This window comes from Croceicoccus esteveae, assembly GCF_031846435.1.
In the GTDB taxonomy this organism is placed as follows: domain Bacteria; phylum Pseudomonadota; class Alphaproteobacteria; order Sphingomonadales; family Sphingomonadaceae; genus Croceicoccus; species Croceicoccus esteveae.
This window is the reverse complement of sequence record NZ_JAVRHS010000016.1, coordinates 1-21,031: the sequence shown is the minus strand read 5'-3', so window position 1 is coordinate 21,031 and position 21,031 is coordinate 1. Positions and strand designations below refer to the sequence as shown.

The 21,031-nt window shown below is 61.5% G+C and carries 21 protein-coding genes and 2 pseudogenes; 14 read left to right on the top strand and 9 right to left on the bottom strand.

Going from position 1 to position 21,031, the window contains the following annotated elements:
• Nucleotides 1–141: 141 nt before the first annotated feature.
• Entirely contained in the window at nucleotides 142–843 is a 702-nt protein-coding gene (locus RM533_RS12910) for an SIMPL domain-containing protein (protein WP_311341641.1), read from the top strand.
• 437 nt (nucleotides 844–1,280) lie between these two features.
• Here the strand turns inward: RM533_RS12910 and RM533_RS12905 are convergent, their stop codons facing one another.
• Entirely contained in the window at nucleotides 1,281–2,090 is an 810-nt protein-coding gene (locus RM533_RS12905; protein ID WP_311341640.1) for a sugar phosphate isomerase/epimerase family protein, read from the bottom strand.
• Between the two features lie 209 nt (nucleotides 2,091–2,299).
• Between RM533_RS12905 and RM533_RS12900 the strand changes: the two genes are divergently transcribed.
• The 4 genes from RM533_RS12900 to RM533_RS12885 all read left to right on the top strand — a co-directional run bounded on the left by RM533_RS12900 (nucleotide 2,300) and on the right by RM533_RS12885 (nucleotide 4,604).
• Nucleotides 2,300–3,121 (top strand): EthD family reductase, encoded by an 822-nt coding sequence (locus tag RM533_RS12900; RefSeq protein ID WP_311341639.1) that lies wholly within the window; start codon nucleotides 2,300–2,302, stop codon nucleotides 3,119–3,121.
• A gap of 177 nt (nucleotides 3,122–3,298) precedes the next feature.
• Nucleotides 3,299–3,862: a GNAT family N-acetyltransferase gene (locus tag RM533_RS12895; protein WP_311341638.1), complete on the top strand. Its 564-nt coding sequence runs from the start codon at nucleotides 3,299–3,301 to the stop codon at nucleotides 3,860–3,862.
• Nucleotides 3,859–4,230, top strand: coding sequence for a hypothetical protein (locus RM533_RS12890; RefSeq protein WP_311341637.1), 372 nt, complete (start codon nucleotides 3,859–3,861; stop codon nucleotides 4,228–4,230). The genes RM533_RS12895 and RM533_RS12890 overlap by 4 nt, the downstream gene beginning before the upstream one ends.
• A gap of 62 nt (nucleotides 4,231–4,292) precedes the next feature.
• On the top strand, nucleotides 4,293–4,604 hold the full coding sequence (locus RM533_RS12885; RefSeq protein ID WP_311341636.1) for a hypothetical protein: 312 nt from the start codon (nucleotides 4,293–4,295) through the stop codon (nucleotides 4,602–4,604).
• 343 nt (nucleotides 4,605–4,947) lie between these two features.
• Here the strand turns inward: RM533_RS12885 and RM533_RS12880 are convergent, their stop codons facing one another.
• The 3 genes from RM533_RS12880 to RM533_RS12870 are packed head-to-tail and all read right to left on the bottom strand — an operon-like array spanning nucleotide 4,948 to nucleotide 10,542.
• Nucleotides 4,948–6,357: a TolC family protein gene (locus tag RM533_RS12880; protein ID WP_311341635.1), complete on the bottom strand. Its 1,410-nt coding sequence runs from the start codon at nucleotides 6,355–6,357 to the stop codon at nucleotides 4,948–4,950.
• Nucleotides 6,357–9,458 carry an efflux RND transporter permease subunit gene (locus tag RM533_RS12875; protein ID WP_311341634.1) on the bottom strand — a complete coding sequence of 1,034 codons (3,102 nt, stop codon included), beginning with the start codon at nucleotides 9,456–9,458 and terminating at the stop codon, nucleotides 6,357–6,359. Before RM533_RS12875 ends, RM533_RS12880 begins: the two co-directional genes overlap by 1 nt.
• Nucleotides 9,448–10,542 carry an efflux RND transporter periplasmic adaptor subunit gene (locus RM533_RS12870; RefSeq protein ID WP_311341633.1) on the bottom strand — a complete coding sequence of 365 codons (1,095 nt, stop codon included), beginning with the start codon at nucleotides 10,540–10,542 and terminating at the stop codon, nucleotides 9,448–9,450. Before RM533_RS12870 ends, RM533_RS12875 begins: the two co-directional genes overlap by 11 nt.
• Before the next feature lie 391 nt (nucleotides 10,543–10,933).
• On the opposite strand from RM533_RS12870, the gene RM533_RS12865 reads away from it, so the two are divergent.
• The 4 genes and pseudogenes from RM533_RS12865 to RM533_RS12850 all read left to right on the top strand — a co-directional run bounded on the left by RM533_RS12865 (nucleotide 10,934) and on the right by RM533_RS12850 (nucleotide 12,956).
• Entirely contained in the window at nucleotides 10,934–11,452 is a 519-nt protein-coding gene (locus tag RM533_RS12865; protein ID WP_311341632.1) for a hypothetical protein, read from the top strand.
• 15 nt (nucleotides 11,453–11,467) lie between these two features.
• The gene (locus RM533_RS12860; protein ID WP_311341631.1) at nucleotides 11,468–11,620 is read left to right on the top strand and encodes a hypothetical protein; all 153 of its coding nucleotides are present in this window, start codon (nucleotides 11,468–11,470) and stop codon (nucleotides 11,618–11,620) included.
• Nucleotides 11,602–12,213 (top strand): annotated as a pseudogene (locus tag RM533_RS12855) (helix-hairpin-helix domain-containing protein); the annotation flags it as partial. The gene RM533_RS12860 and the pseudogene RM533_RS12855, both read left to right, overlap by 19 nt.
• A 44-nt stretch (nucleotides 12,214–12,257) precedes the next feature.
• On the top strand, nucleotides 12,258–12,956 hold the full coding sequence (locus tag RM533_RS12850; protein ID WP_311341630.1) for a transposase: 699 nt from the start codon (nucleotides 12,258–12,260) through the stop codon (nucleotides 12,954–12,956).
• A gap of 199 nt (nucleotides 12,957–13,155) precedes the next feature.
• Here the strand turns inward: RM533_RS12850 and RM533_RS12845 are convergent, their stop codons facing one another.
• The 3 genes from RM533_RS12845 to RM533_RS13730 all read right to left on the bottom strand — a co-directional run bounded on the left by RM533_RS12845 (nucleotide 13,156) and on the right by RM533_RS13730 (nucleotide 14,261).
• Complete coding sequence (locus RM533_RS12845; protein ID WP_311341655.1) at nucleotides 13,156–13,530, bottom strand: PepSY domain-containing protein; 375 nt, start codon at nucleotides 13,528–13,530, stop codon at nucleotides 13,156–13,158.
• A gap of 165 nt (nucleotides 13,531–13,695) precedes the next feature.
• Nucleotides 13,696–14,106: a PepSY domain-containing protein gene (locus RM533_RS12840; protein WP_432265082.1), complete on the bottom strand. Its 411-nt coding sequence runs from the start codon at nucleotides 14,104–14,106 to the stop codon at nucleotides 13,696–13,698.
• The gene (locus tag RM533_RS13730) at nucleotides 14,094–14,261 is read right to left on the bottom strand and encodes a hypothetical protein (RefSeq protein ID WP_432265081.1); all 168 of its coding nucleotides are present in this window, start codon (nucleotides 14,259–14,261) and stop codon (nucleotides 14,094–14,096) included. Before RM533_RS13730 ends, RM533_RS12840 begins: the two co-directional genes overlap by 13 nt.
• On the opposite strand from RM533_RS13730, the gene RM533_RS12835 reads away from it, so the two are divergent.
• From RM533_RS12835 to RM533_RS12825, 3 genes are all read left to right on the top strand, one after another.
• A complete protein-coding gene (locus tag RM533_RS12835; protein ID WP_311341628.1) occupies nucleotides 14,248–14,421 on the top strand; it encodes a hypothetical protein in 174 nt (57 codons plus the stop codon). The two genes, RM533_RS13730 and RM533_RS12835, sit on opposite strands and share 14 nt — an antisense overlap.
• Nucleotides 14,422–14,828: 407 nt before the next feature.
• Nucleotides 14,829–15,599, top strand: coding sequence for an SDR family NAD(P)-dependent oxidoreductase (locus RM533_RS12830; RefSeq protein ID WP_311341627.1), 771 nt, complete (start codon nucleotides 14,829–14,831; stop codon nucleotides 15,597–15,599).
• Nucleotides 15,600–15,666: 67 nt separating this feature from the next.
• Complete coding sequence (locus RM533_RS12825) at nucleotides 15,667–15,852, top strand: hypothetical protein (protein WP_311341626.1); 186 nt, start codon at nucleotides 15,667–15,669, stop codon at nucleotides 15,850–15,852.
• 164 nt (nucleotides 15,853–16,016) lie between these two features.
• Here the strand turns inward: RM533_RS12825 and RM533_RS12820 are convergent.
• Nucleotides 16,017–16,417: pseudogene (locus RM533_RS12820) on the bottom strand (IS630 family transposase); the annotation flags it as partial.
• Between the two features lie 324 nt (nucleotides 16,418–16,741).
• Between RM533_RS12820 and RM533_RS12815 the strand changes: the two are divergent.
• Complete coding sequence (locus RM533_RS12815) at nucleotides 16,742–19,033, top strand: arylsulfatase (RefSeq protein ID WP_311341625.1); 2,292 nt, start codon at nucleotides 16,742–16,744, stop codon at nucleotides 19,031–19,033.
• Between the two features lie 16 nt (nucleotides 19,034–19,049).
• Here the strand turns inward: RM533_RS12815 and RM533_RS12810 are convergent, their stop codons facing one another.
• Nucleotides 19,050–19,922: an SDR family NAD(P)-dependent oxidoreductase gene (locus RM533_RS12810; RefSeq protein ID WP_311341624.1), complete on the bottom strand. Its 873-nt coding sequence runs from the start codon at nucleotides 19,920–19,922 to the stop codon at nucleotides 19,050–19,052.
• Between the two features lie 910 nt (nucleotides 19,923–20,832).
• On the opposite strand from RM533_RS12810, the gene RM533_RS12805 reads away from it, so the two are divergent.
• On the top strand, nucleotides 20,833–21,031 hold a 199-nt coding region (locus RM533_RS12805; RefSeq protein WP_311341623.1), incomplete at its 3' end, for a hypothetical protein.

Sequence of the window (21,031 nt, the reverse complement as noted above, 5' to 3'; positions counted from 1 at the left end):
AGAATAGACAAAGGGCATGATGTTAACCTTGTGGTCATGCGTTGCTGCCAAGAAGATGCCAGCGCCGCCGTGCGTGGCTGATGCGGCCAGTCGTTGAACGCAGGCCTGTAGTGAGCTGTTATGAATGAGGCAGGAGCAGGAATGAAACGCGACCGCCTCTGGCTGGCTGTGGCCACCATTGTGGCTCTGGGCCTGATTATTGGCGGCTTTCTGCTCGGCAACGGGTTGCTGCGTGCGCGCTACGCCGATCGGTCCGTGACAGTGCGCGGATTGGCAGAACGCGACGTCACTGCCGATCTTGCCACCTGGACCTTGAACTATTCGCGGCAGGGCTATGATCTGCAGACGGTTCAGAGCGAGGTTGACCGGGACACGCAGGCAATCCGGCAGTTCTTTGCCGGGCTTGGCTTCGAACCTGACGCATTGCAGGCCGCCGGCGCCGGCGTAAACCAGATGCGCGACAATGGCGTGGAAACCATATCGATAAATCAGCGGCTGCAATTGCGCACGACTGACATTGCCAAGGCCCGACAGGCAGTTGCGCAACAATTCGATCTGGTGCGGCGCGGGGTCCTGCTTCAGGAAGGGTCCGGCATGGTTTACAGCTTTACCGGGCTGAACACCATCAAGCCCGGCATGGTCGCCGAAGCGACCCGAGACGCACGCGCCGCGGCCGAACAGTTCGCCAAGGACAGCGACACCGGCGTCGGCGGGATCAAGAATGCGACACAAGGCTATTTCTCCATCGAAGCGCGCGACGGCGAACAGCAGGGATACGGAGTTGCCGACACACCGTTCAAGAAAGTGCGGGTAGTGACCACGGTCGATTTCTACCTCGACTGAACAGCGGCTATTTCTGCCAGTCGGACACCTCTTCAGCGGTTCAGCCGGGTGGCGCGCTGCTGAATCTTACGACCTGCTTCGCTGGTGGCAGCGGACCGCCTGCAAGCGGCAGGAAGGCGCGTTGTTCATGCGACGGTCGTTTTGGCAATCCTCGGCATTGGCCCCTCTCCCGGTCGATCATTCTGCATTGCGCGCCTGCCGGCGAAGCAGTTCAACCGCCTTCCGGCAAAGCAGTCGGTTACATCGCGGCGCAGGGTTCTGCTCAAGCGGGACATCCATCGCAGGCACGAATTGCAGAAACGGTAAAGCCGCATATCCACCGTGGTTCAAGCCTGTCCGGCATTACCGGCGATGAACAGCCGCAGCGCGGCCGTGCTTCTCCATCTGCCTGCAAGTCTTGCCGCGTGCCGAAGCGAGGCATGTGCCAGGCGACACGCTCAACCTTCGCCAAGCGCGTTGCGCACGCCTGCAACCGCGCGCTGGACGCGTTCAGCGCGCGGTTCGCCAAGCAGCACGGCATGATCGCGCGGGATTTCCACGCTGGTCGGGCAATCGGGCGGCAAGGCAGCCGCAAAGCCACGCAGGTCGAAGGTGCCCTCACCCGGCAGCAGCCGTTCCGACGATGCTTCCTGTTCCTGCGCATCGGCGTGACAATGCGCCGGCCCATCGGCGAATTGTCCGTACAGGATGGTTCCTTCGGGCGCCGCAGCCAGTTCGGCAATGGACCCGCCCGAGCGCATGAGATGCAGCAGATCGACATTGATGCCCACCCTGCCCGGCCGGTCGATTGCGCCGACCAGCGCCAGTGCCTGCGCCAGCGAGCGGATTTGCGAGGGGGGGTAGAATTCCACCGCGACTGACAAGCCAGCGCCAGCTGCCAGATCACAGAAGCGACCGAACCTGTCGAGCCTGCGATCTGCATCCCTGTCATAGCACAGCACATTGACCAGCCTTGCGCCCAGCTGCGCTGCGCAGTCGAGCGCCGGCCCAAAGGTGTCCACATCCGTCCTGCCCGCCAGAGTGAACGGATAGGCAAGGTCAAGCCCGACACCGAGCGCATCCATACAGCGCCCGAGTTCTCGACGTTCCTCACGGTCATTATAAAGGTTGAACTGCGGCATCAGCGGCAGAACCTCCATGGAATGCATGAACAGGCACATTGCGCGGCATCCGCCATCATGCGCAGCCTGCGCCAGTTCCACAGGCATCGCATCGACAGCAGTCATGTGGTCGAGCGCAAGGCGCATTTTAAGGTTCCTTATGATCTGACGCAGCGTAGCAAAGCCGCGCAAGAAGGCGGTGTTAAGCGCTGCACCCTTTCCTGCCAAGACGCACGCCGTGGTCCAGGGTCGATCGCTGCGACAGAGACTGGCACAAAGAACCGTCAAGCCACTTGTCCGTCATGCAGGTCACGGCCATGCTGTTGCCCGATGACGCAAACGGCAGGAGACCGCCCATGACGATGAAATGCACAGCCTTGCTCAAATGCCGCAGCGGCATGACGCCCGAGGCGTTCCGGCACTATTATGAAAATCGGCACGCGCCGCTCATCCGGTCGCTGCTGCCGGGCATTCGTGATTACCGGCGCAATTATCTTCAGGACGAAGGAGCATTTATCTATCCTGGCGCCACCCGGCCCGATTTCGATGTGATTACCGAAATGTGGTTCGACGATGCAGCGGCGTATCAGCATTTTCTTGCCGTTGCCGCCCAGGAACATGTGGCACAACAGATTGCGCAGGATGAGGAGAACGTCTTCGACCGTGCGATGACGCGCATGTTCGTGGTCGAGGAACGCAGCTCCATGCTCCCCTCCCCCACTGAAGCGGCCATGACCGCGCTGATCGACGAACGCGCAATCCGCGACCGGCTGGCGCAGTTTGCAAAAGTGCTGGATCGCAAGGATTGGGACGCGCTTGCCGAAGTGTTCGCCGACGACATCGTATTCGACTATGGGTATGGCAAGGACGAACACGGAATGGCGGCATTGCGCCAGAATATGGCCCGCCATCTCGATGGATGCGGCCCGACGCAGCATCTGATCGGATCCATCAGCGTTACTGTCGATGCACAAGACGCGACCAGCTGCGCCTATGTACAGGCGCGGCACCAGCGCACCGATGATCGCAATGGCCCGGTGTTCGATGCCAACGGCGAATATCGCGATGTCTGGCAGCGTCGCGCACAAGGGTGGCGGATCGTACGGCGCGATGCTGCATGGCACATGCACAGCGGCGATCCTGCCATACTCGGACCAGGCACCGCCGGATCCGACTGATCGGCGCATCCGCGACACCCCGGCTTCGGCGCGGGATGTGTGGCCGGGTGCGGGTTGTTCGAGGTCGCCCAGGCGCGTTGGGGCTGGACGGCCCTGCGCGCGATGGGCAGAAATACAGCATGTGACACATTGAAGAAGCTGGGAGCCGTGCTACATGAGTGTCGTGGATCGGCTGACATGATGCTGGCAACCGACGAGGCGGCGCGACGGGGCTTGACGACGATGGGGTGGACAAGAGCGCACAGCGGTGCTGCCCCGGCGATAGCCAACATGTCCGCACAGGTGCATCAGGGCTATCCCGAAGGACAGGAAAGCTTTGCAAATCGCCTGTCGCTGTGGCCGCAGGGATGCTTCCTTTACCACAGCGGCCATGGTGAGGATCTGCTCGGATACATGATCTGCCATCCCTGGATGCTGGATCAATGCGTGCCTCTTGACCATGTGATCGACCGGCTGCCGGCCGATCCGACCTGCCTCTACCTTCATGACCTTGCCCTGTTGCCAGCTACGCGCGGCAGCGGAGCAGGACGTGCCGGAGTGCAGCTGGCCAACAGCCTGGCACAAGCCGCCGGGCTGCCTGTCATCGGCCTTGTTGCGCTGCCCGATGCGATCGGCTTCTGGCGGCACGCGGGATTTCAGGACAGTTCGGCACGGCCGCACTCCAGCTATGGCACCGGCGCGATTGTCATGCAGCGCGCTGTGCAAAGCGAGAGTGAGATCGTGCAGCCAGCGTTGCCATGACCGGTCATTCTCTCGTCACTTGCGCGGTGTGGCATCGGGTTGCTCTTGGCTGGGCGATCATGTTCCTGCTGCTTGCCAGCGGAACAGCGCAAGCAAGCGATATCTACGCCAGCAGTGAGGCAGGACGGCACTGGGCGCAGGCTCCTGCGGCGGCGGAGGCCTTGCTGCCGTCACGGGCCGTGCTCCACGACCGGATCACCAAATCCGACCCGTCCCCGCCGCCGCCGCAACCGGAAGGCGCGTTCATGACGGCAAGCGCCTTGCCTGCCGATCAGGCCGCAATGCCTCGGCCGGCAGTGAGAGTGTCATCTGCAAGGGCGCGACCTTGCTGGCGTATGCTGCCGCCGGCACAGGCACCACCTGGCTGACTGTATCGTGGCCGCAGCATCGCGGCTGCAACCATCTGTACAGAAGCTCAGGAATAATCATCATGAACATTGAACATGAACGCGCCGTCGCGCGTGCCGCCCGGCGCGAGGAAATGGAACATCTGCTGCAGCGTTATCCGCAGCTCGACCCCGATGATGCCAGCACATTGCGGCAATGGTTCCGTAGTGAAGCGTCCGCACTCGATGTAGGGTTGCTGTCGGCAAATGAAGCACTACACGACGCCTACGCAGCGTTCCGCAAGGATCATCTGCATCGTTTCACTCCGGCCGAGCTTGCGATCCTGACGATGCTGTTGTGCATCGCCGCAGCTGCAGTCGGCGCTCTGGTGACGGGTATCATGCAGATGGCCTGAACGCCGGGCCACTGCGTCGATGTGGCAGGCGGGAGGGGTGCGGTTGCATCGCAGAAGTGGAGTCAGCGTGGTGGCTGGAAACCGCGATGGGCTGCACCCGCCCCTGCAAAAGGAACAACCTGGTTGCGGACGGTACCGCACTGGCACTGACATACCGGACTGGCGGCAGGCAGCGGGCGGGAGGGTGGTATCCGGTAAAAGGTAGCGACCAAGCTTCTTCAGCGGATCGGTGCACCACCAGCAGACATGTTTCAACAATTGCCTTGATACATTGGCGCACCGTGCAAAGCTGCGACGAGGATGCCGCCGCTCAGATGATGGCTTGGCAACAGGCGCTGCGAACTTATTGCAGGAGGGTTGCCCGTGCCCCGTAACCGCCCGCCGCCTCCTGCAGAATGGTCGCATTCACCTGTCCATCCGATCCCACAGCAGCGTGGAAAGCCACGAAGGAACTTGCCAGCGCAGCTTCGCTGTCGATGAGCGATTGCCGGCTGGCGATGAGTTGCCGCTGCGCATCGAGCAGATCGAACAACGACGTAAGCCCTTCCCGATAGAGCGCGTTGGACTGGCTCAGCGCCGTTTCGCCTTCTTCGATTGCCTGTGCAAGGGCCGCGTTGCGCTGCTGATAGGCGTCGATTGCGACGAGCGCGTTTTCCACCTCACCCAGCGCATCGAGAAAGATTGCGCGGTATTCGGCAAGCCGCGCATCTGCGACGGCGCGTGCTGCTGCTACTTCCGCGCGCCGGCGTCCGCCATCGAAGATCGGGATATCGATCGCCGCGGCCAGGCCGATCAGGAAATCGGAGAACAATCCACCAAACGTCCCGTTGCCGATCGACAGGGTTCCAGGGATTGTCAGCGAAGGGGTGAGATCGGCCCGCTCGATCCCTATTTCCGCTGCCGCGCGCGCCAGCTGTGCCTCGGCAGCGAGAATGTCGGTCCGACGCCGCAGCAGATCGGCCGGGACACCCGGCGCGGGTCCGCGCAGGTAAACAGGAATGCCGGCGGTTTGGCTCGCGGGCGGCGCGAAGGTGCCCGGCGCCTGGGCAAGCAGAACTGCCAGCGCGTTGGCGGCATCTGCCCGCGCAATTGCAATGAGCCCGCGGCGTGCCTGCGTCTGTGCCAGATCCGCAGCAGCCCGCCGCACATCGAGATTGGCCGCCAGCCCGGCTTCGAAGCGCAGCGTCACGATCCGCAAGGTCTGTTCCTGCAAATCGGTCGATTGTTCCAGCAGGGCAAGCTGTTCGCCGCTGCGGCGGTATTCGATATACTGGCTGGCAATCGCCGCCGCCACCAGCCGCCGCTCGTCTGCCTGCAGATAGCCGGCCTGCGCGTAATCGGCAGCAGCGGCGCGGATTTCCGCAGCCAGCCGTCCGTTGACATCGGGGTTGAACAATCCGAACAGTCCGGCCGCGGCAGTTACCTCGCTGTCGCCGGCGAGTGCGACGCCTGCATCGCCTGTTCCATCGACCTGCGGCAGCCGGTCCGAACGTTCCGCCGCCAATAACGCGCCCGCTGCCCGCAGGCGCGCCGCAGCAGCGTCGATGGCGAGGTTTTCATCAAGGCCGCGCGCGATCAACATGTCGAGAACCGGATCGTCGAAACCATGCCACCACACCTCGTCCAACCCCGAAGGCGGCAGGTTCGTGGCATAGAGTGGCGGCGCGTCGGGCACAGGGAAGTCAAGTTCGGGTGCAACATGCGCGCACCCGCCGATGAATACAAAGGACATCGCCAGAGCGGCAATCCGCATCAGGCAGGTTCCGCCATCAGATCGTCGTCCACCGCCAGGATCTCATCATGAAGCCGTTGCAGGTCCACTTTACGCGGGTTGCCGAAACGGGCGACGCCCAGATAGATCACTGGAGTCAGGAACAGGGTAAAAACGCCGGCAATGCCCAGCCCGCCGAAGATCACCCAGCCGATTGACTGGCGCGCTTCCGATCCGGCGCCGGTCGCAAGGATCAGCGGGAGCGCACCCACTACGGTGGAAATGAGCGTCATCGCGATGGGACGCAGGCGAATAGCGGAGGCTTCTTCCACCGCCTGGCGGACCGTGCGCCCCTGATGGCGCAGCTGGTCGGCAAATTCAACGATCAGGATCCCGTTCTTTGCCATCAACCCGATCAGCATCACCAGCCCGATCTGCGAATAGATGTTGAGCGACGTGCCCGATATGAACAAAGCGAACACAGCAGCGGCAAGGGCAAAAGGCACGGTCAGCAGCACCACCAGCGCGCTGGTCAGGCTTTCGAATTGAGCGACGAGCACCAGGAACACGATGACCAGCGCAAAGAGGTAGGTGAGCAGCAGATCGCCCGAAGCCTCCTCCAGGCTTTGCGCCTCGCCTTGCAGCAGCATGTCGATGTCGGAGGCGATCGTGTCTTCTGCCAGCCGTTCGATTTCGACGATCGCATCGCGCAGCGGCACGCCTGCCCTGACGTTGGCTTCCACATCGATTGCGCGGCGCTGCTCGGTCCGGTCGAGTTGCGCTGCAATGCCCTGCTCCTCGATCTGCGTCACGCTGGAAAGGGGAACGAGCGCGCCTCCGCTGCCGCGAATGTACAGATTGCGCAGGTCTGTGGGGTTGGTAACCGCCATGGCCTGTGCGGTCAGGAAGATGGGCACGGCCTGATCGCCGACATTGAGGTCGATGAGGTCGTCGCCGCCAACCATGGCCCGAAGCGTCTGCGCCAGTTCATCAAGATCCACGCCAAGGTCCGATGCCCGCTGGCGATCGATGAGGATGGAAAGCTGCGGCTGGGTCGGCTGGTAAGATATTTCGGCGTTTTCAAGAAGGTCGGACCGTGTGTCGATGGCGGTTGCGAGCGCCTGGGCGGAGCGAAAGATCTGGTCGTACTGACCGCCGGTGAGCGCCACTTCGATGCCATTGCCGCCGCCGCCAAAACTCAGCGTCCCTTCTCCGCGCGCACTGGTGCGCGAGCCGGGGATTTCCTGCAAGGGGCCACTCAGTTCCGCCACGATCTCGGTCTGGCTGCGATCGCGCTCACTCCAGTCGGCAAGCTGTGCAACGACTCTCACCCGATTGGGGTCGTAACGGCCGACGATTGAAAACGTGCTGCGTATCTCCCCGCTGTCGAGGTAGGGTTGCAACACCTGCTCCACCTCATCGAGCTCGCCATCCATGAACGCGATGCCGACGCCGTCCGGACCGGTTGCATCCACGGTGATGACACCGCGATCCTCGTCCGGGACCAGCTCGTTATCGAGCTGCAGGTAAAGCAGCCCCGCCAGCACCGCGAGCATGACCGAGACAATTCCCACGATGCGCGGATGGTCAAGGCAGCGTTGCAGCATCCCTTCATACCGCCTTGCCGCATGAGCGCCCCACCGCGCCAGCCGCCCGTCTTCCCCATCATCATTGGTGAGGTCGAACCGCGCGGCGAGCGCTGGAACAAGCGACAGCGCCACAAAGGAGGAAATGATGACCGCCACGGCCAGCACAAAGCCGAATTCGCGGAACAGCCGCCCAGCCTCGGAAGGCAGGAAGCTGATCGGCACGAACACGGATACAAGGACAGCCGTGGTTGCAACGACGGCGAAAAAGACCTGCCTTGTCCCCATGACAGCGGCAGCCCTGCGGCCCAGCCCCTTGTTCTGGAGACGCTGGGCATTTTCAAGCACGACGATGGCATCATCGACAATGAGGCCGGTTGCAAGAACGAGCGCCAGCAAGGTGAGCAGATTGATCGAAAAGCTCATGACCCAGATGCCCGCGATCACGCCGACCAGTGCAACAGGGATCGTCGCGCTTGGCACGATGGTGGGCCGCCATGCACGAAAGAACAGCAGCATCGTCGCGACCACGACAAAGATTGTGAACGCTAGGGTGATCAGCACCTCGCGCACCGAGATACGGATGAAGTCGGCATCATCCGAAACGATTTCGAGCCGTAATCTGTCGAAGCGTTTGTTTATCTGTTCGACCCTGCCCTTGATCGCATCGGAGATCGCGATCGTATTCGAACTTGCCTGACGCACCACGCCAAGGCCGAAAGTGGGTTGCCCGTCGAGCCGCACGAAATTGGTCGCATCGGCAGGCGCAAAGCTGACCTGCGCCACGTCACCTATGCGTGTGTTGCCCGCCACGATGAGCCCTTCGATCAACAGCGGATCGGTTGCGCTGGCTTCTGCACGCACGACGAGTTCCTGCGCATCGGAGCGGAACGAGCCGACCGGCACGTCGAAAGGCGCGCGCTCCAGCGCCTGCGCCACATCGGCAATGGTCAGACCGAAGCGGTTGAGCCGTGCCGGATCAACAGAGACGCGCATCTGCTGCTGACGGGTTCCGAACTCATCAATGCTGGCGACGCCCTCCACCGCCAGCAACTCTGGCACGATATCGTTTTCCACCAGCCGGGTAAGCTCGGCCTGATCGTAGCTGGTGGACACGACTGCGAGGCGCATGATGGGCCGCGCGTCCTGATCCGCCTTGACGACCGTGACCTGCTCGACCCGGTCGGGCAGATCGCGGGTAACGCGGCTCACCGCCTCGCGCACGTCGGATGCCGCCGTATCGAGATCGACACCGGGGTTGAACTCGACGCGGATACGGGCGTTGTTCTCCTCGCTCGAGGCAGCGATCTGACGCACGCCGGAAACCCGCGCGACCGCATCTTCCAGAACGCTGGTGACCTCTGCGTCCATGGTTTCTGGCGCGGCGCCGGGAAGATTTGCCGTGACCGAGACGATCGGCCGGTCCACATCGGGAAGCTCGCGCACCTCGATTCCGATCAGGGCGGCAATGCCTGCGATCACGATCAGCAGGTTGAGCACAGCTATGAGCAGCGGCCGCTTGACCGCCAGCATCGCCAGATCGTTTCTATCGCGCATTGCTGCGTTCTTCTGTCGCCCGCGCCGCATTTGTCTGGCGCAGCTTCACTGTCTGGGGATCGGGAACGAAGGGTTGGACGATCCGGATCTCCTGCCCGTCCCGCACCTTCTGTACGCCTTGCGTGATGACGCGATCGCCGGGTTCGAGCGCGCCATCGACATAGACCAGCCCGCCACGACGCGACGTGATCGTGACCGGAACGCGGACAGCCTTCGCTCCGCGCACGAGGAACAGGTGCGAGCCCTCACCGCCCCAGACGATCGCCTCTTCCGGCACGGTTGCCCGGCTCACCCCGTTGCTGCTGAACAATACTCTGAAGCTCATGCCGGGGCGATACGCGTCATCGCTGTTGGCAAGGGCGGTACGGACGATGAAATTGCGGCTGTCCTGCGCCACGCGCGTGTCGGTAACGACCACCCGCGCGTCAATAGTGCGCCCAGGGTCGGAAAATGGGGTAACCTGCACAAGCTGCCCCGGACGCAAGGCACTGAACACAGCCTCCGGTGCTGGAAGGTCGACGTAAAGAGTGCTGCGCTGGTCGATCTGCGTGATGGGGGTCGAATCACTGACCCTGTCGCCGCGATCGATTTGCGTCAGTCCGACATGGCCTGAAAAGGGTGCGCGCACCGTGCGGTCGCTCAGCGCGGTTCGCGCCTGTTCCAGGCCGACCCGCGCCGATGCAAGCGCGGTCTCCCCTGCCTCGATCTGGCTTTCGGAAAGTGCGCCTGTGTCCTCGATCCGACGATAGCGGGACAACAGCTGATCAGCTTCGCGCAGCTGCACATCTGCTGCATCGACAGCGAGCCGTTCCTGACGGGCATCCAGCTTCAGAAGCGGCTGGCCCTCTTTCACATATTCGCCAGCCTTGAACAGGACCGCTGTCACCCGGCCCGCCGTTTCGGGATAGAGTTCGGCAGATACGGCGGCGCGCGCGGTGCCAATGGCCTCCACCTGCGTCTGCTCGGGCAGGAAACGGACCGTCTGTGCTACCACCGCGATGGCTTTGCGCTGCGGTGGCGGCTCTGGCGCCGCACAGCTCACCAGGCCAGCCAGCAGCGCTGCTGTGAAGAAGGATCTGCCCACGGCTCTGGCGGCCAGCGCCGATCGCAGCTTCGAAAACGCAGTATCAAGCAAACTGATCAAATTGGTTCTCACGTCCCGGGCCGCGATCAAGTGATCTGCACCGCCTCGCCCTCATGACGGGATTGCATCGGATTCGCTGTCACGCAAAACGTCCTTTCAGCATATCGGCCTCCGCATCAAGAACAGGTTTGGACTGCAACGGTGCACCAGTATCACGGCCCCATGCTATCGCATCTGCTTGGCGTTGCTTGCCGCTTGTCAGCCTCCGTATCTCGGCATCACGCGCCCCATTGAAGGCGAAGCTGTCTGATCGGGAAGCCTGGGCAGCGATCAAGCCGGTCAGCATCGCTCGCGATCGCAGCAGGCCGGCAGCTCCGGTTATGCCGATCACGTGAGAAACAGCACAACAGGCAAGCCAATCCTGGCTGACGATGATCCCGGTGTCTGTCGGGTTGTCGCTCCGACCGACTGCCCAGATGCGTGTTCAGTGCCGCGGACCGGCGGTTGGTGGCCGGGGGCACGCTGGGCGCGTGATGGGGTGCGATCGCGCGGCAAGGTGGCGGCGCAAATCAACGAACTGCCGGCGCATGCCAGACCAGCGCCGCATTCCTGCAGGGCGCACGCCTGCAGGACGACGCCGGAGGATGTTCCGGCGCTTGCTCCTGCGCAAGGAGATGTGCCTGACGCCCCACGGGCCGATCTGCCTGTCCCGCTTGCGCTGGTCGGCAAGGTGGGTCCGCGCGATGAAGTGGTGGCTGCCTGCAGCGGCGCGCAGGCACTGGGCATCCACCCCGCAATGGCGGCAAGCCATGCCCGTGCCATGATCTCCGGTCTCGATTTGCGACAGGCGGCGCCCGAAGCCGACGCAGCGTTGCTCGACCGGCTTGCACTGCTGGCGGCGAGGCACTGATCGCCGATTGCGGCAGTGACCCCAGCCGATGGCATCTGGATCGATCTTACCGGCTGTGCGCATCTGTTCGGCGGGGAGGAGAAGTTCTGCCAGCGAGCAGGGTTTACCGCTCGAACTGCCGTGGCGGACACCGCCGGCGCCGCCCATGCTACGCCTTTTCATGGCTGAAGCATCATCATCCCGATGTCTTCTGCGCCGCGCTGATAAACGCGCAGCCCATGGTTTTACGCGCCGGCACAGATCGTGCGCGATGCCCGCGACCACGGCGTCGAGGTGCGGCCGCCATGCATCAATGCAAGCCGCTGGGACTGCACGCTCGAGAACACAAATGGCCACTATCTGGCTGTCCGGCTCGGCCTCAGGCAGATCCGCGTCCTTGCCAACGCCGATGGCGCGAGATTGTCACAGCGCGCGGCATGATGCCCTTCGTAAGCGTGGAAGAACTGTGGCGCCGTGCGGGGGTCCCGCGCGCGGCGCTCGAGAAGCTCGCCGATGCCGATGCGTTCCACAGTTTCGGCGCCGATCGCCGGCAGGGTCTGTGGCAGGCAAGAGGGCTGGGCGAGGCGCCGCTGTTCGCTGCCGCCGATCGCCTGAGCCAGACCTCCAGCGCCGAAGGGTCGGAGCCCGCGGTGGCGCTTCGTCCGCTTACCGATGCGCGCGAGGTCATCGAGGATTATCGCGCGCTGCAGCTGTCACCGCGCGGGGTCATCCGCTGCGCGGATCTCGCCAGCATCCGCGACGGGCGTCATGTCGAGATCGCCACCTGCACCTGTGCCACCCCGCCGATGAAGCTTGCTTTCGAGCTGTGAGTGCTGCCGCCCACGTTCAGCAAGGAACACGAACTGTCTTTCAGCGCCTTTCTGCCAATGCGGAACACGCCGACTACGACGGTTATATTGGCCATCGGCACGGCTTCACCCCGGACTTGTTACGGTTTTGTGCCGGTCACCTGAGAGCCTATTGCCTATTCAGGGAGACCGAAGAGATGATCAAGCGCGGGGAAGAGTTTCAGCGCGGGGCAGTGCGGATTGCGCTGAGCAGTGGTCTGCCGCGCAAGCGTGTCGCGGCCGATCTGGGCGCCGGTTTGTCGACGCTGGCACGCTGGGTGAATTTGCATTGCAGGTCGGACCTGCCCGTCCGTCCCGATGTCGATCTCGCTCGCGAGAGCGAGCAGCTCCTCCGGAAGAACCGCGTGCTGAAGGAGGAGAGGCACATCCTGAAAAAGGCCCAAAGCGCTCCGGCCAGTTCTTCGCGAACCCCATTTATTGCACTGAAGCCCGTGAGGTTCGCGTTTAGGCAGAGCTGGCGTACTGTGTGGTCAGTGGAAACAATCTGCCGGGTTCTGCAAGTCAGCACTCGCGGGCTACTGCGCCAGGCGGTCTCGACCGATCAACCGGCGGACATGGACGGATCTGAAGGTGCTGGCGCCCGCGACCGTCCACCGGCAAGCTCGCTGATTGAACGGCTGCTTTCGGGTTGCACCGGCGGCCGGGTAGATGGCTGACAATGGGCGATTTCTCGACAGTCGCCTGAGCATGCACTAGCGGTCAATAGCGGACGATGGCCTGATCATCTCAGCCCCCCTTTTCACGGCATTCACGATGAGATCTCGTTAGAGCCCATCTCGTCCATACCGCTAAGGCTGCAAACACGCATGCCGCCCATGCCCCGATGAACAGAGCGATCAGCCAAGCAACTTCGGGCTAGTCCCCCGCGCTGCCGTAGCTCCTGACTTCGATCCAACCCGCGACGATGCTCATCAGCAGCAGCAACGCAGTGCATGTAACGGAGACATAGATGCTTGCCGGCTTCGTGGCGACACGCCGATCCCGCTGCAGTCGCTTGGTGTGCAGGTAGGTTCCACTCAATACGAGCCCCGACAACACGATCCCGAACAGGAAATACGACATCTGGCTCCACAGTTCTGCAAAAGTGCCGAAGTGAAGCACGTCGACCATCTCGATCAGTCGAGCGAGCACCCCCGAGCTGCCTTGAAAATAAACACCTTGCCCGTCGCTGTATAGAGCGTGACGCTTGCCCGCCCTCGCGTGAGCACGGCCCCCGTCATGGCCGGGCAGCTCGACCGTCGCGCCGGTGTCAGCGAATTAGATCGAACGACCCTCAATCTCCGGGAAAGCGCGCTCACCATTGTCGATTAATTGGCCAAGCGGAAGAGAAGCGTCGCCGGACGCTGCCAGTGCGGCGACTTTTGGCGAATAGGACAACCACCATTTGGCGAGATATCACACGCCTGTGATCCCGATGATCGAAACGAACCACAGGCTCCATCTCCCCGCAACCTTATGTGCGCTGCTCCAGAAAGCGCGATGCTCGCGTCCGAATTTGAGAGCGAGGAAATTGCGCCACCAGCGCCGGTAGAAGACAAGTGCCGTGATCATCGACGCCAGGAGCGGGATCGCGAATATCGCCACCACAAAGTAGCCGATCGGCACGCCAGACACCGAGAAGAAATTGGCCTTGAACAGTGCCATGTGGAAACTGCGGAAGAAGCGCTGGACGTTGAAATAACTCGTATCGCCCGTTATTTCCTGGCTCGATGGATCGACGTAGATCCGCTGTATCACATCGGGTTCGCTGTCTGCGAGCACTCCCATGTCGAATCCCGGATAGCGAGGTGCACTTACCTTCCATATCCGCCAATCCGGATGAGCCTCGCGACGGTTGCTTTCGCTTCCGCAACAGGAACCGGACCCTCAATCGCCTCTGCCCTGAGGTCAGGGTTCAGCAAACAGTCGATTTCATGGGCGAATACCGCCCAACTGCCAGACCAGCAGATGACGAACAGCATCAGCCCGCCGGTCAGATCCAGCCAGCTATGCCACCTGACCATCGTTCCTGCAGCTGGCCTCACCTTGTCGGGCAGCTACGTCTACACCGGCACGCAAACACCTGAAGACGTGAACCCGTTCACCGACCCCATCGAGCAAACCCCGATATCCCGACACTGACGCATGTCGCGACAACAGCCATCGACTATGCCTTTCCCCGGTTGGCGCCGGGGCGCTGCGCGTGGACGCTGATGCAAGCTACTCGGGCGATGTTGATACTTCGGCCGGACTGCCAGAACACGGATCGCACGTCCTGCTGAACGGCAGATTGTCGCTGATCGAAATCAGGCTTGGCGCAACCGGCGCGGATCTGGAGCTCTCCTGGTGGGGCAGGAACCTCACCAACGATCAGTACGAGCCATCAACCTTCGGCCTTGCAGGACGAGGGCTGACCAACACGCGCATCGCCTACTTCAACGAACACGCAGCGGTGGCATGGGGGCGACGATCTGGTATTGCAGCAGTAGAGTCCGACTTCCTGCACGATTGCAGCAGGTACCTGGCACCCATACGAATGAGGCTTTGTCATGAACATGAACCAAAATCATACTCCTGGCTCCGGGGTCATCGTGACCGGCGGAGCTTCAGGGATCGGCTATGCCTGCGCGGCCGCACTCGCCGAGGCGGGGCGGCCGGTCGCCCTGTGGGATCTCGATGAGGCCAAAGCCCGCGAACATGCGGCCACGCTTGCTGACAGATACAAGATTGCAGCAATTGGCCTGCGCCTGGACGTGAGGCATCCGCATCATTATGCAGAAGCCATCGAGCAAAGCCGGTCAGCCATGGGAAGCATCGGCGGCCTGGTGCATGCAGCAGGAATTGTGGACCAGTCTTCCCTGGAAGGCATCACCATCGAGAGCTGGGCTGCGGGAATGGAAACCAATCTTCGTCCCCTGGCGCTGCTCGTTCGTGATCTGCTGCCGGATCTTCAGGCCAACAAGGGCTCGGCGATCGTGGCGATTGCCTCCATCAATGCCACGCTCGGCAATGGCTTCAATCCGATCTACACGGCGGCCAAGGGAGGAATGCTCTCATTGGTCCGCTCACTTGCCGATCGCCTGGGGCGTGATGGCATTCGCATCAACAGCGTGTCGCCTGGCCAGATCCGCACTCCGATGCTCGCGCCTGCCCTGGAGGCGCTGCCCGACGGCACCTTTGAAAACCGCATCCAGCTTGGCAGGTTGGGGGAGCCTGCAGAAGTCGCCAATGCGGTAAGCTTTCTGCTTTCCGATCAAGCCAGCTACATCACGGCTGCCGAACTTGTCGTCGATGGCGGCAACATCTCCTCGCAACGATAGAGCGCAAGGGATGCGCGAACATGACACCATCAGCCCTTCCGGTTTTTGAATGAACGGGTTGCGGCGCATGAAAGGTTCGCCTGACAGTGCAGGTTGCGTGGTGGAGTTTGCCCAGGGCGGCGAAACGCCCGCAGGCACCGCTAGCGATCTGCTGGCAACAGGGTGCGCTATGCTGACCGCGCTCCTGCCTGATCAGACCGACTACCGCGCAACCATGCCGCGCAACCATGAGCCTTGCACCGTTGATCGCTGACCTGTCCTCGCCAACGCCACCTTGACCGCGGCCGTCATGCAGCCGCACGATATGCAGCCCGCCCACATCTGCGGTTTTCGCAATCTGTCTCGTCAGGACAATAAAGCCGAGTCCGCCTCATAGCCGTCGCTATGAAATGTATATGAAAGGCGAGCTTTCTGGTGGATTATCTCCAGCGCTTGGTGCCCGCGCTGGATAGCGGCGATGATCTCATCCGGATCGGCCTTCCAGACGAACAGGCGTGGCTGCTGTTCGTGGTGGATAATGACACTTTTGATGGCAGCCTGTAGGTCGACGACGGAGTGGAGAGTCCAGAAGGATGCCGGGCCAGCACGGCGTGGACCTTGCGTTGCTTGTGGGTCGCATGATTGTCGAAGATGACACGGCCAGCCTTGCCGGCGGACATCTCGACCTCAATGGCGTTGAGGAACCGGATGAACACCTGAAGTTGGTGGCGCTGCATGATGTTGCGGCCGATGACCGAACTGTCGAGCACATTTGAGCGGCAGGATCTGGTTCTTGTCGTTAATCGATGACACGATGACGTGAGCCAGGGAACGCTGCCATCGTCCCTGGACAGGCAGACGCCCATTGCCATCACGGCAAGGCAATCGCGCAACTCCATCTGCCAAAACGCCGGAGCAGGAGAAGACTGGCAAACGGCACGATTTCGAACATCGCAGATCGCGCAGGAGCAAATACCTCCCGGTTCTCCAGCGGTTGAACACACTCACACAGTATGCTTGCCACCATTCCCATTATGCGTAGTATTGTGCAATAGGCCTTGCGAAAATAACGAAAGCGCGAAAACGCGGCCGGCATCCGGGTCTTTGATACAGCGAGTATTTGCGCGGGTGCGGACGCGGTTTTCAGCGAGGGGAGAGAACAAATGAAGCAGGGAAAGTTCTTCAGCGGTTGGCTGAAACGCCCGGCAATCCTCATTGCGGGTGGCGCATCGCTGCTTTCCTCGATGGTATGGGCACAGGATCCCGCGGCAGAGACTGGATCGGCTGCGCTTCCAAAGGGTGCGCCCAACATCGTGGTCATCCTTCTGGACGATGTCGGTTTCGGGTCGGCAGGCACTTTCGGAGGCCTGGCGCCAACGCCAAATCTGGATGCGCTGGCGGCAGACGGGCTCAGCTACACCAATTTTCACACCGCCGGCATTTGCTCGCCAACGCGGGCTTCCCTGCTGACGGGGCGCAACCCGCATCGCACCGGTATCGGCGCGGTCATGAACTCGGCCGATGATCGCCCCGGATATTCCGGGATCATCAAGGATTCCACCGCGTCGATTGCGGCCATCCTCAAGCAGTACGGGTATGCCACGGCAGCTTTCGGAAAATGGCACCAGACGCCCGATCACGAGCTCTCGCAGGCTGGCCCCTTCGATCGTTGGCCGAGTGGCCGCGGGTTCGAGCATTTCTATGGGTTTCAGGGGGGCGAGACAGACCAGTTCCATCCGACGCTGTACCGCGGAACCGAGCCGGTCGATGCTTCTCTGACACATGACTATCATTTCACGAATGACATGACCGCGCAAAGCGTGGCCTGGTTTCGCAACCAGCGCACCATGCAGCCGGACAGGCCGTTCTTCCTTTATTATGCAACAGGCGCAGTGCATGCGCCGATCCAGGTTCCCCAAAGCTATACCGATGCGTTTGCCGGTCAGTTCGATGAAGGCTGGGATGTGCTGCGCGAACGCATCTTTGCGAGGCAGAAAGAGCTCGGTCTTTTCCCCGCGGATGCGGAATTGCCAACACGTCCAGCCGAAATCCCGGCATGGGACAGTCTTTCGGTTGAGGAGCGTACATTCGCTGCACGGTTGATGGAGGCCTATGCAGGCTTCGTGACGCATACCGACGCCCAGATAGGCCAACTGATAGAGGCGCTGAAACAGAGCGGCGAGTATGAAAACACGATCATTTTCTTCGTCGGCGGGGACAATGGCGCCAGCTTGGAAGGCGGTATCGAAGGCAGCCTCAATTACCTTGCAGGACTGATCGGACTGCCCGAACCAGACGCTGGCCGACTTGCCCGCATCGGTGACATTGGCGGACCGGATGCGCACACGCATGTCAATACCGGCTGGGCTTGGGCCAACAACGCGCCATACCAGTGGGGCAAGGCAATGCCAGCCTGGCTGGGTGCGATCCGCAACCCGCTCGTCGTGACCTGGCCCGCGCGCATGGCGGACGAAGCACGGGGCACCAGGCGCGATCAGTTCGGCCATGTCAACGATATCGCACCAACAATACTCGACGTGTTGAACTTGTCGTTGCCAGACAGCATCGATGGTGTCGCGCAGCAGCCGTTCGATGGCACCAGCCTGCTTTACAGTTTTGCAGATGCAGACGCCGAAGAACGTCACGATACCCAGTATTTCGAGGTTTTCGGCAGCCGTGCGATCTATCATGACGGATGGTTCGCCGCTGCCGATCATGGCCGCCTGCCGTGGACGCCGCCAAGCCCCACTCCCACGTCCTTGGAGGATGATATCTGGCGGCTGTACAATCTTGATAAGGATCCTACCCAGACGAACGATCTTGCAGCGCAGCGCCCGGACAAGCTGGCAGAAATGCAGGCGCTGTTCATGCAGCAGGCCGCAGCCAATGACGTCCTCCCTCTGCGCGGACAGGTGGTCGTCAACAGGGGAATAGAGACGATCGCTGGCGATCGCACGACCATGACGTATGGACCGGCAACGCGCGGAGTGCCCGAAAATGGCCCGCCAGCCATGTCCAATCGTTCCTGGCAGATCGACGCCGATCTGCATTCCGATGGGAACGCGACCGGCGTTCTGGGAGCGGTCGGAGGTGTTTCTGCAGGCTGGTCTTTGTGGATAGATGCAGCAGGGCACCCCAATTTCACCTACGCGCTGTTCGACCTCCAGACGCTGACACTGCGGAGCGATCAGGCGCTTGCGGCGGGGGATCGAAACGTCTCGGTGCAATTTGATTATGACGGACCGGGTTACGCCAAGGGCGGAAAGTTGACTTTGCTGGTTGACGGGGTCGCCGCCGCCTCGGGAACGCTTCTTGCAACCACGCCCGGTCTGTTCACTATTGACGAGACGTTCGATGTGGGTCTGGACCGGGGTTCACCTGTAGCCGATTATCCGGTTTTCAATCCTTTCACCGGTGGACACATAGAAGGTTTCCGCATCACACTCATCGAATGAGCGGGATCTGGAACCGTCATTCACCGAGCAGGTAACGCATCTCCTGTGTGAGAGCAGGAGGCCTCAGTTCTTCCAGATAGCGTGCGCGCTGCGCAGCAAATGCGGCAGTGGCTTCCGGCTCGGTCGACACCCAGAATTGCCTCGCAGCGATGCCAGCGAGTATGCGCCTGCCGGCTTCCTCGATGGTCAAGCCGTGCTCAATTGCCTGCGCCATTCGGACGCGTTGTCCTTCGGTAAACCCCGAGTTTCGGTCTGTCAGAGCTTCGTCGAATATGCGGGTGCGGACGGACGAGGGAAGAACCGCGCTCACGTGTATCGGATGTTCGGCGAACTGCATTTCCAGATAAACGCATTCGCTGAACGACAGGATCGCGTGCTTGCTCATGATGTAAGGCGTCTGGGTCGGCATGATGCCAAGTCCCCCGACCGACGACAGGTTCGCGATGAACCCTTCGGTTCCCCTTGAAATCATTCTTCTTGCAAAGCTGCGGGTGCCATGGATCACGCCGCGCAGGTTTATATCGATAACCCTGTCCCAGGTGGCGGGATCGATCTCCCAGCTAAAACCGATCGACTCGATACCTGCATTATTCACTGCCAGGGTGATCTCGCCGTATCGATCCTCAGCGACATCGGCCAGGTTTTCGATTGCGTCGCGATCAGTCACGTCGGTCACCACACCGATGGCATCTCCACCTGCCGAGCGGATATCCTTTACCACGCGCTGCAATCGCTCTTCTGCGACATCGGCAAGCACCACCTTCATTCCAGCTTCGGCGGCCACGCGGGCGATACCTTCACCTATTCCACTGGCAGCACCGGTTATGACAGAGGTTTTGCCCTCGAACGTTTCCCTGACATCCATTGTGATCGAGCTTTCATCTGCCATTTTTTTCCTGTCCAATCTCGTCCGCCGACCTGTTGCGCGTTGCTGACGACGCTCGATGCTTGTCAAGTCAATGACGCTCGAGCCGAATGGGATTGATCTCCCGATCATCCTAACAAGCACTTTCCTAGCGATTAACGTGGTTGAAAAGCATATTTCTGTGACCTTTGCCATTGATAACCGATTTGATGATGGATCACGTAATCAGTGTAGCACGGTCCAGGGAGATCCTGCTTCTTCACCGTATTTGTTTACGCACAAAGCCCTGCTGCGAGGGATGAGCGGGGATATCTAAAAAGGCGCTGGAAAAATGGACGTTGGTGGCATCTGTGGCCATGGTTTCGGGTGTTCCGGCCATGGCTCGGGACATCCAGGCTGCGCCGACGAGCAGTGTCTGGCACTCCGCCGCGCGCGGTGCTTAAGGCCAGCTTCGCTCGCGATCACTGCCAACCCGGCTGACGAGATCACCGCGAAAATATCACCGATCTGGCTGACCCGAGCGCGATCCTTCCCAGGCCGAGTTCGGCCAGGACGTCATCGCCGACAATCGATGTAGCGATCTTCATCCGGGGGATCAGCGAGGCCGAACCCCGTCTGACGAGGTGCTTCGCGGTCTGCGGGGCAGGCTCTACCGGCGCAACACGACAGACAGGTGGTGCGATTAATCTGGTTGCGAAGCAGCCCAGCGACGAGCTCGGGATCGAAGCTTCTGGTAGCTACGGCAATCTCATTTTCGCGCAAGGCCGGATCAGCGTCGATACTGGCACCCCGGGCGAGAGGGGCCGCGTGAAAGTGTCCTTTCTTTACGAGCAGCCTGACGGCTATGTCGATGACATAAGTTCACCGTCATCCGAAGATCCCGGTGCCTGCAATACCGACGGCGTGCGCGCGACTCTGGCTTTAAACCGTTTTGATGGTCTCGAGGACGCTTATACGTCCAGCTATAGATGAGACGGAAAGCTACGCCGTGCCCTTCCGGCTCGCCGCGGTCTGCTCGGATACTGCAGCCGCGCTGGTCCTGTCTCCGGCCTTCGGCGGCTCTGAACCCGTCACCCGGCTCGACAACCCCGTGCCGGGCGGTGATCTGGAAGCAAATGACCAGTCTGCGTGCC

What these genes read in the sequence shown, in the direction of transcription:
- RM533_RS12880 (WP_311341635.1), bottom strand. Translation starts at nt 6,357, where the DNA reads ATGCGGATTGCCGCTCTGGCGATGTCCTTTGTATTCATCGGCGGGTGC.
- RM533_RS12815 (WP_311341625.1), top strand. Translation starts at nt 16,742, where the DNA reads ATGAAGCAGGGAAAGTTCTTCAGCGGTTGGCTGAAACGCCCGGCAATC.
- RM533_RS12905 (WP_311341640.1), bottom strand. Translation starts at nt 2,090, where the DNA reads ATGCGCCTTGCGCTCGACCACATGACTGCTGTCGATGCGATGCCTGTG.
- RM533_RS12830 (WP_311341627.1), top strand. Translation starts at nt 14,829, where the DNA reads ATGAACATGAACCAAAATCATACTCCTGGCTCCGGGGTCATCGTGACC.
- RM533_RS12885 (WP_311341636.1), top strand. Translation starts at nt 4,293, where the DNA reads ATGAACATTGAACATGAACGCGCCGTCGCGCGTGCCGCCCGGCGCGAG.
- RM533_RS12875 (WP_311341634.1), bottom strand. Translation starts at nt 9,458, where the DNA reads ATGCGCGATAGAAACGATCTGGCGATGCTGGCGGTCAAGCGGCCGCTG.
- RM533_RS12890 (WP_311341637.1), top strand. Translation starts at nt 3,859, where the DNA reads ATGACCGGTCATTCTCTCGTCACTTGCGCGGTGTGGCATCGGGTTGCT.
- RM533_RS12835 (WP_311341628.1), top strand. Translation starts at nt 14,248, where the DNA reads ATGACGAACAGCATCAGCCCGCCGGTCAGATCCAGCCAGCTATGCCAC.
- RM533_RS12825 (WP_311341626.1), top strand. Translation starts at nt 15,667, where the DNA reads ATGAAAGGTTCGCCTGACAGTGCAGGTTGCGTGGTGGAGTTTGCCCAG.
- RM533_RS12910 (WP_311341641.1), top strand. Translation starts at nt 142, where the DNA reads ATGAAACGCGACCGCCTCTGGCTGGCTGTGGCCACCATTGTGGCTCTG.
- RM533_RS12900 (WP_311341639.1), top strand. Translation starts at nt 2,300, where the DNA reads ATGACGATGAAATGCACAGCCTTGCTCAAATGCCGCAGCGGCATGACG.
- RM533_RS12810 (WP_311341624.1), bottom strand. Translation starts at nt 19,922, where the DNA reads ATGGCAGATGAAAGCTCGATCACAATGGATGTCAGGGAAACGTTCGAG.
- RM533_RS13730 (WP_432265081.1), bottom strand. Translation starts at nt 14,261, where the DNA reads ATGCTGTTCGTCATCTGCTGGTCTGGCAGTTGGGCGGTATTCGCCCAT.
- RM533_RS12895 (WP_311341638.1), top strand. Translation starts at nt 3,299, where the DNA reads ATGATGCTGGCAACCGACGAGGCGGCGCGACGGGGCTTGACGACGATG.